Origin of the sequence: Polaribacter sp., from assembly GCF_051251875.1 — a bacterium.
Taxonomy (GTDB): Bacteria; Bacteroidota; Bacteroidia; order Flavobacteriales; family Flavobacteriaceae; genus Polaribacter.
On record NZ_JBPOGL010000060.1, the window covers coordinates 1 to 7,868 of the forward strand.

Sequence of the window (7,868 nt, forward strand, 5' to 3'; positions counted from 1 at the left end):
ATTTTGTTAGAACTTTTTATAATAGAAAAAATAACGTTCTAATTATTATCTTTGTCATCACTTTCCAATAAAACCAACAAATGATATTAAGAAGTACCATAGACCGCATTTTTGAAACTGCAAGAGTAGAAGAGGTTATTGGTGAGTTTGTTCAGCTTAAAAAAGCCGGTAGTAACTTTAAAGGATTAAGCCCGTTTACAGACGAAAAATCACCCTCATTTATGGTATCTCCTGTAAAACAAATCTGGAAAGATTTTTCAACAGGAAAAGGAGGGAACTCCGTATCTTTTTTAATGGAACATGAGCATTATTCCTATCCAGAAGCACTAAGGTGGTTGGCCAAAAAGTACAATATAGAAATAGAAGAAACAGCGCAGTCATCTGAAGAGAAAGAGCAGATGAATGAAAGAGAAAGTATGTTTATGGTATCTACTTTTGCCAAAGACTACTTTAATGATGTAATGCTAAATACCAACAAAGGAAAAGCAATAGGATTATCTTATTTTAAAGAACGAGGTTTTACAGACGAAACTATAAAAAAATTCGATTTAGGGTATTGTATTGATGAATGGGATAATTTTACAAAAGCAGCTTTAGCAAAAGGTTATGATTTAAAATATCTGGCTTCAACAGGATTAACTATTGTAAAAGAAAACAAACAATTCGATCGTTTTAAAGGTCGTGTAATGTTTCCAATTCACTCCATGTCTGGACGTATTTTGGGTTTTGGAGGACGTATTTTAACGGCAGATAAAAGAGCTGCAAAATATTTAAATTCGCCAGAAAGTGATATTTACCATAAGAGTAAAATTCTCTACGGAATTTATCAAGCAAAAAAAGAAATAGCAAAACAAGATAATTGTTTTTTAGTAGAAGGTTATACAGATGTAATTTCATTCAATCAATCTGGTATAGAAAACGTTGTGGCTTCTTCAGGTACAGCTTTGTCATCAGATCAAATTAGATTAATAAACAGACTCACAAAAAATATTACCGTTTTATTTGATGGTGATGCTGCCGGAATTAGAGCTTCTATTCGTGGAATAGATTTAATTTTAGAGCAAGGCATGAACGTAAAGGTAGTTCAGTTTCCAGATGGCGAAGATCCAGATAGTTTTGCAAAAGCCAATTCAGATGCCGAGTTAAAGGAGTATTTAGAGAATTCTTCTCAAGATTTTATCAACTTTAAAGTTTCACTTCTATTAAAAGATTCTAATAATGATCCTATAAAAAAAGCCGGTGTAATTAGAGATATTGTTACCAGTATTTCTAAAATTCCAGATGGCATTCAACGGGAAGTGTACGTGCAAGAGTGTTCTAGAATTATGGATATTTCTGAGCGTGTACTTTTTAGTGAATTAGCGCAATTGGTAAAAAAAGGCTTGCAAGAAAAGAGCAAACCTGCTAGACAACAACATAGAACTCCACAAGACCCGAATGAGCCGCCTGCAGAATATTTTATGGAACAAGAGCAAGCTGCTATGGGGCTTGTTAAAGGAGGCGCAATTTCTAACCAAAAAATAGATCAATTATCAATACTAGAAAATGAAATTATTAGAATTTTACTTTTATATGGCAATGAAGAAGTAGAATTTATTGAAGAAATAGTTAATGTTGATGAACACGGAAAGGAAACCATTACTACAAGAAAGTATCAAAATACTGTTTCTGCCGAAATATATGTGCATTTACAAGATGATGAAATAGCGTTTTCGAATGAAATTTTTCAAGAAATTTATACAGAAATTATTCATCAATTAAATCAGTCAGAAAAGTTAGAAATAGACAGTTTAATAAATCATAAGAATACCATTATTGCAAACATGGTAACATCTATTTTAATGGATGAAGAAAAACATCAATTAAGCGATTGGGAAGGTCAAAATATTTTTGTGACAAGTGCATTAGAGGTTTTAAAGAAAGCTGTAAATGATGCTGTCTTTAATTTACGAAGAATTTTAATAGGCGTAAAAATTGAAGAATTGATGAATGAAGCTGTGCAAAACCAAGGAACAGCAATAGATTTACAGGTAATTAGAGATTATACAAGTTTGAAAATGAGGTTGTTTGAAAAGTTAAATAGAGTAGTGTAATAAGTATATATTTAAAAAGGGGTGTTTTCCCCTATACTTTGGGTTTTCTATTTATTAGTTTTTTTTGTATCTTGTGCGTCCCTTAATAACTTAAAACTATTTTTTATTATGAAAAAATTTTTACAAGTATTAAAGATTATTCAATTGTTCTTTCTATTGCCGATTGAAATTTATAAGGGTTCTAAAAAAAGAGCATACATGAAAATCAAGAAGATGATGATTGCTGCAAACCTATTGTAAGTTTGCAGGTATTTCACAAACGGGAATTGGCATCATTTTATGCTGATTAGCGGTATTTAATTTCGTATAGATATTAAATACCGTTTGTTTTCTGTCAGAAAAATCTGTTGCAGTTTTCCCTTGTTCCTGCATTTTCATAGCCCATTCTAATTCGTCATAAGACGCACCAATTTGGTCTTCATCTGTTCTACTATCGCCAAATAAACCATCTGTTGGTTCTGCTTTTTGTATAGATGTAGGTACTTGTAAATACTTTGCAAGTTCATACACTTCAGATTTCATTAAATCTGCAATCGGACTTAAATCTACACCACCATCGCCATATTTGGTATAAAATCCAACACCAAAATCTTCAACCTTATTACCAGTACCGGCCACTAAATACCCGTGTAAACCAGCAAAATAATACAAAGTAGTCATTCTTAATCTAGCTCTAGTATTTGCTAATGATAAATCTAATTTAGCAGAAGGTTTTACGTTAGGAACTATATTTTTAAAGTCTTCAAAAGTTGAAGTTAAATCTACTCGTACATCAGAAACATTCTCATAATTATTTTTTAATTGGCTAATATGCTCTTCTGCTCTTGTAACTTGACTAGGAGATTGATGAATAGGCATTTCTACACACAATGTAGGAAATCCTGTTTTTGCACAAAGAGTAGAGGTTAAAGCAGAATCTATTCCACCAGAAACCCCAACAACAAAGCCATTTACTTTTGCTTTTACTGCATAATCTTTTAACCAACTTATAATATATTCAGCAACTTTTTCGGTCTTCATTCTTAAACTATTTTAGTATTTTTATCGTTTCTAAGGGTATACATTTCTATTTTAAGTTAATTCTATTATAGAAATGGAATTAAGAGCAATATACAAAGTTTATGAGATTTTTTCTAGGAGTTTTTACCGTTTTATTTAGTTTTTTTTCTTGTACTTCAGATTCGGAAAAAAAGATAGATGTTTCTGCTATTGATGTGCCTTTTTCTGTAGATAGATTTGATGTTGATTTTTATACAACCAATAAAGATAATCTATTGAATGTCAAGAAAAAATATCCGTTTTTTTTTCCTGAAGAAATAACAGATAGTTTGGCACTTTCTAAAATTGCTTCTGAAGATGAACAAGAATTATTTAGAGAAACACAACAGCTATACAAAGATTTTTCTGCTGTAAAAAAGCAATTGGAATCACTTTTTAAACATATAAAATATTACAATGCTAACTTTAAATCACCAAGGGTAATAACTATGTTAACCAATATAGATTATGATCAAAGAGTTATTTACGCAGATAGTTTATTAATAATATCTTTAGATGTGTATTTAGGAAAGACTCATCAATTTTATGCTAGTTATCCAAAATATATCAAAGAAAATAATACCAAAGAGCACCTAATTGTAGATGTGGCTAATGCTATTGTAAACCAGCAAGTTGTTCCAGGAACTGATAGAAGTTTTCTGGGAAAAATGATTCATGAAGGAAAAAAAATGTACCTATTAGATAGGTACTTACCTTTTATTACTGACAAAGAAAAAATGGGCTACGAACAAGATAAATTAAACTGGGCCATTGATAATGAAGAACAAATTTGGATGTATTTTATAGAAAAAAAACTATTGTTTAATACAGATACTAAATTGAATAAACGGTTTTTAGAAACAGCTCCTTTTTCTAAGTTTTATATGGAACAAGACAAACTATCACCAGGAAAAATAGGTGTTTGGATGGGATGGCAAATTGTAAGGTCTTATATGAAACATAATACTGTATCTTTGCCAGAATTATTAAAAATTAGTGCAACAGATTTACTAGAAAAATCTAATTATAAACCAAAAAAGTAATGGCAATTAAACATAATTCTGAGATAAAATTTAACATCGGTTTAGATGAAAATAAAGTACCAGAAACTATTTCTTGGACAGCAAAAGATGGTGGTATACATAATGAAGCCTCTAAAGCAATTATGATTTCTGTTTGGGATCATGCAAAAAAAGATACTTTACGTATGGATTTGTGGACCAAAGACATGCCAGTAGATGAAATGAAACAATTTTATCATCAAACACTAGTGGCTATGGCAGACACTTTTGAACGTGCTACTGATGATGCAAAAATGAGCGCAACTATGAGAGATTTTTGCGAGTATTTTGCAGAAAAGTTAGAGTTAAAGAAATAATTAAGCTTTCTTTATTTTATTGATAATTGTTTTATAATCATGATGGTTATTTACAAAATCGAGATCAGACACGTCAATTATTAAAGTGTTTAGTGTTTGTTCTGTTTTTATAAAATTACTATAACCGTCATGAATTTTTTGCAAGTAAGACGCTTCAATATTTTGCTCGTATTCTCTACCTCTTTTTTGTATGTTTTCTAACAATCTATCTGTATTTTGATATAAAAAAACATACAAATCTGGTTTTGCAATTTCATTATACATAATGTCAAACATTTTTCTGTACAATAGATATTCTTCTTTCTGAAGTGTTATTTGTGCAAATATGAGCGATTTAAAAATGTAATAATCAGAAATCACACAGTTTTTAAACAAATCATATTGTTCTAAATCATCTATAAGTTGTTGGTACCTGTCTGCTAAAAAACTCATTTCTAACGGAAAGGCAAAGCGTTCTTTGTCTTTGTAAAATTTTGGTAAAAAAGGATTATCTGCAAAACGTTCTAAAATCATTTTGGCATTAAATTCTTCAGAAAGCATTCTAGCTAACGATGTTTTTCCTGCGCCAATATTACCTTCTATAGCAATATAATTGTATTTTTCGGATATGGAAATTGGGCGTTTTAAAGAATCAGGAATACGAGTTATTTCAGAAGAATCTGTGCAGTTTTGTAAACAAATATTTAAAGGTCCTTTTTCTAAAGGATGTACAACATTGGCAGCAATTTCTACCAACGGAACTAATACAAACTTACGTTCTAGCATTTTTGGATGAGGAACGGTAAGTGTTTTTGAGAAAATGATTTCATCATCAAACAACAAAATATCAATGTCAATATTTCTATTTTGATAGGTGGTATTATTTGTTCTTTGTCTTCCTAAATCTGTTTCTATACTTAATAATTTAGATAATAACGTTTCTGATGGATACGTTGTTGAAACTTGCAAGCATATATTGTAAAAGTCATTGCCATTAAAACCCCAAGAAGGTGTTTTATAAATGGAAGATATTTTTTGAATTGCACCAATAGTATCATCAATTAAATTAATGGCATTTTGTAAGTTTTCAAGCTTATTTCCTTGATTTGTACCTAAGGATAAATATGTAATGCGTTGTATTTTCAATGCTTTTTTTTAGAAGATGCTAATGTGTTAGATATTGATTCTAGTTTAGCACAAGAACATTTAAGTTCTTTTTTTAAGTTGACACAAAGAAACAAAAAAGCATAAAAAAAATCGTCAAAATTAATTGACGATTTTTATAAGTTATTAAGAATCTAAAATTGCTTACTTGCCAACAGCAAGTTTTAATTGTTTGCTGCAAAAAACAGTAAACACATATACAATTATTAGTCTTCTTTTCTAGGTGTTCTAGGTTTTCTGTCATCACGTCCGCGATTATCTCTGCTTCTGTTATCACGTCCACCAGAACGATTGTTGTCTCTTGGTGGTCTTGCTACAAAACCTTCTGGTTTAGGTAACAATGCTTTTCTAGAAACTTTTTCTTTACGAGTTCTTGGGTCTAAACCAAAGTACTTCACATCAAAAACATCGCCCATATTAACAACATCAGTTACGTTTTCTGTGCGTTCCCAAGCTAATTCACTAACGTGTAATAAAACTTCGTTTCCTGGAGCTTCTGTATACTCTACAACAGCACCAAAATCTAACATTTTAATTACTTTAACTTCATAAGCGCTACCAACTTCTGGCTTGAATAACATAGATTCAATTCTAGCAATAACAGCTTCAATTCCTGCTGGGTCTGTACCTAAAATTTCTATAATTCCTTCTTCTGTTACAGCATCTTCAGTAATTACAATTGTAGTTCCTGTTTCTTTCTGTAATTCTTGAATATTTTTACCTCCTGGTCCAATAAAGGCACCAATCATATCATTAGGTATGCGTCTGTTAATCATTTTAGGAGCATGTGCTTTCACCTCTACATTTGCAGCAGCAATAGTGTCTGTTAATTTTCCTAAAATATGGAAACGACCATCACGAGCTTGTTTTAGTGCATTCACTAAAATTTCATAGCTTAATCCTTTTACTTTAATATCCATTTGACAAGCAGTAATTCCTTCAGAAGTACCGGTTACTTTAAAATCCATATCTCCTAAGTGATCTTCATCACCTAAAATATCAGAAAGAACTGCGTAACGATCTCCATCAGAAATTAATCCCATTGCAATACCAGAAACTGGTCTTGTCATTTGAACACCAGCATCCATTAATGCCATTGTACCAGCACAAACAGTTGCCATAGAAGAAGATCCATTAGATTCTAATACTTCAGATACTACTCTTACTGTATAAGGACAATCTGCAGGAATCATTCCTTTTAAACCACGTTGGGCTAAGTTACCATGACCAACTTCTCTTCTAGAAGTTCCTCTTAATGGTCTTGCTTCACCTGTACAAAAAGGAGGGAAGTTATAATGTAAATAGAAATTTTCTTCACCTTCATAAGATGGCATATCTATTTTATTTGCATCTCTTGATGTTCCTAAAGTTACTGTTGCTAAAGCTTGAGTTTCTCCACGAGTAAAGATTGATGAACCATGTACTGATGGTAAATAATCTACTTCACACCAAATTGGTCTAATATCTGTTGTTTTACGTCCGTCTAAACGTAAACCTTCGGCTAATGTTAATTCTCTAACAGCTGCTTTTTGAGATTTATTGAAATATTTACCAACTAAATCTCCAAAATCTGCTAATTCTTCTTCTGTAAATGTAGCTTTTACTTCTTCTTTTATGTCAGCAAAAGCATTGGTACGTTCTACTTTAGAAGTTCCTTTTTTAGCAATTGCATAACACTTATCGTAAGTAAGTTCATTTATTTTTGCAGCTAATTCTAAATCTTCTCTTTCTCCTTGATAAATTCTAGTTTCTTTCTTACCAAAAGCTTCTGCTAATTTAATTTGAGCAGCACATTGTACTTTAATAGCTTCATGTGCAAACTTAATAGCGTCTGCCATTTCTTCTTCAGAAATTTCATCCATTTCACCTTCAACCATCATTACAGAATCTGCAGAAGCTCCAATCATCATATCGATGTCAGATTCTGCTAATTGTGCTCTAGTTGGGTTAATTACAAATTGGCCATTTACTCTACCAACACGTGCTTCAGAAATAGGACATTCAAAAGGAAAGTCAGATAATTGAATAGCTGCAGATGCTGCTAATCCTGCTAATGCATCTGGCATAACGTCTTCATCATGAGACATTAATTGAATCATTACTTGTACTTCTGCGTGATAATCTTTTGGAAATAATGGACGTAAAACACGGTCTACAAGACGCATTGTTAATACTTCTCCATCACTTGGTCTTGCTTCTCTTTTAAAGAAACCACC

The 7,868-nt window shown here is 31.5% G+C and carries 6 protein-coding genes; 3 read left to right on the forward strand and 3 right to left on the reverse strand.

Features of this window, described 5'->3' with window-relative positions; all coding sequences use genetic code 11:
• Positions 1-80: 80 nt before the first annotated feature.
• The gene (gene dnaG / locus ACSHW5_RS16435) at positions 81-2,093 is read left to right on the forward strand and encodes a DNA primase (protein WP_435677234.1); all 2,013 of its coding nucleotides are present in this window, start codon (positions 81-83) and stop codon (positions 2,091-2,093) included.
• Between the two features lie 231 nt (positions 2,094-2,324).
• Here dnaG and nadE read toward each other — a convergent pair whose 3' ends face one another.
• A complete protein-coding gene (nadE, locus tag ACSHW5_RS16440; protein WP_435677235.1) occupies positions 2,325-3,113 on the reverse strand; it encodes an NAD(+) synthase in 789 nt (262 codons plus the stop codon).
• Positions 3,114-3,214: 101 nt separating this feature from the next.
• On the opposite strand from nadE, the gene gldB reads away from it, so the two are divergent.
• Complete coding sequence (gene gldB, locus ACSHW5_RS16445; RefSeq protein ID WP_435677236.1) at positions 3,215-4,174, forward strand: gliding motility lipoprotein GldB; 960 nt, start codon at positions 3,215-3,217, stop codon at positions 4,172-4,174.
• Positions 4,174-4,509, forward strand: coding sequence for a gliding motility protein GldC (gene gldC / locus ACSHW5_RS16450; protein WP_435677237.1), 336 nt, complete (start codon positions 4,174-4,176; stop codon positions 4,507-4,509). Before gldB ends, gldC begins: the two co-directional genes overlap by 1 nt.
• Here the strand turns inward: gldC and folK are convergent, their stop codons facing one another.
• Together folK and ACSHW5_RS16460 are read right to left on the reverse strand one after the other, a co-directional pair.
• Positions 4,510-5,634 (reverse strand): 2-amino-4-hydroxy-6-hydroxymethyldihydropteridine diphosphokinase, encoded by a 1,125-nt coding sequence (folK, locus tag ACSHW5_RS16455; RefSeq protein WP_435677238.1) that lies wholly within the window; start codon positions 5,632-5,634, stop codon positions 4,510-4,512.
• A 224-nt stretch (positions 5,635-5,858) separates the two neighbouring features.
• Positions 5,859-7,868: polyribonucleotide nucleotidyltransferase (locus ACSHW5_RS16460; RefSeq protein ID WP_435677239.1), on the reverse strand; the 2,010-nt coding region annotated here is incomplete at its 5' end.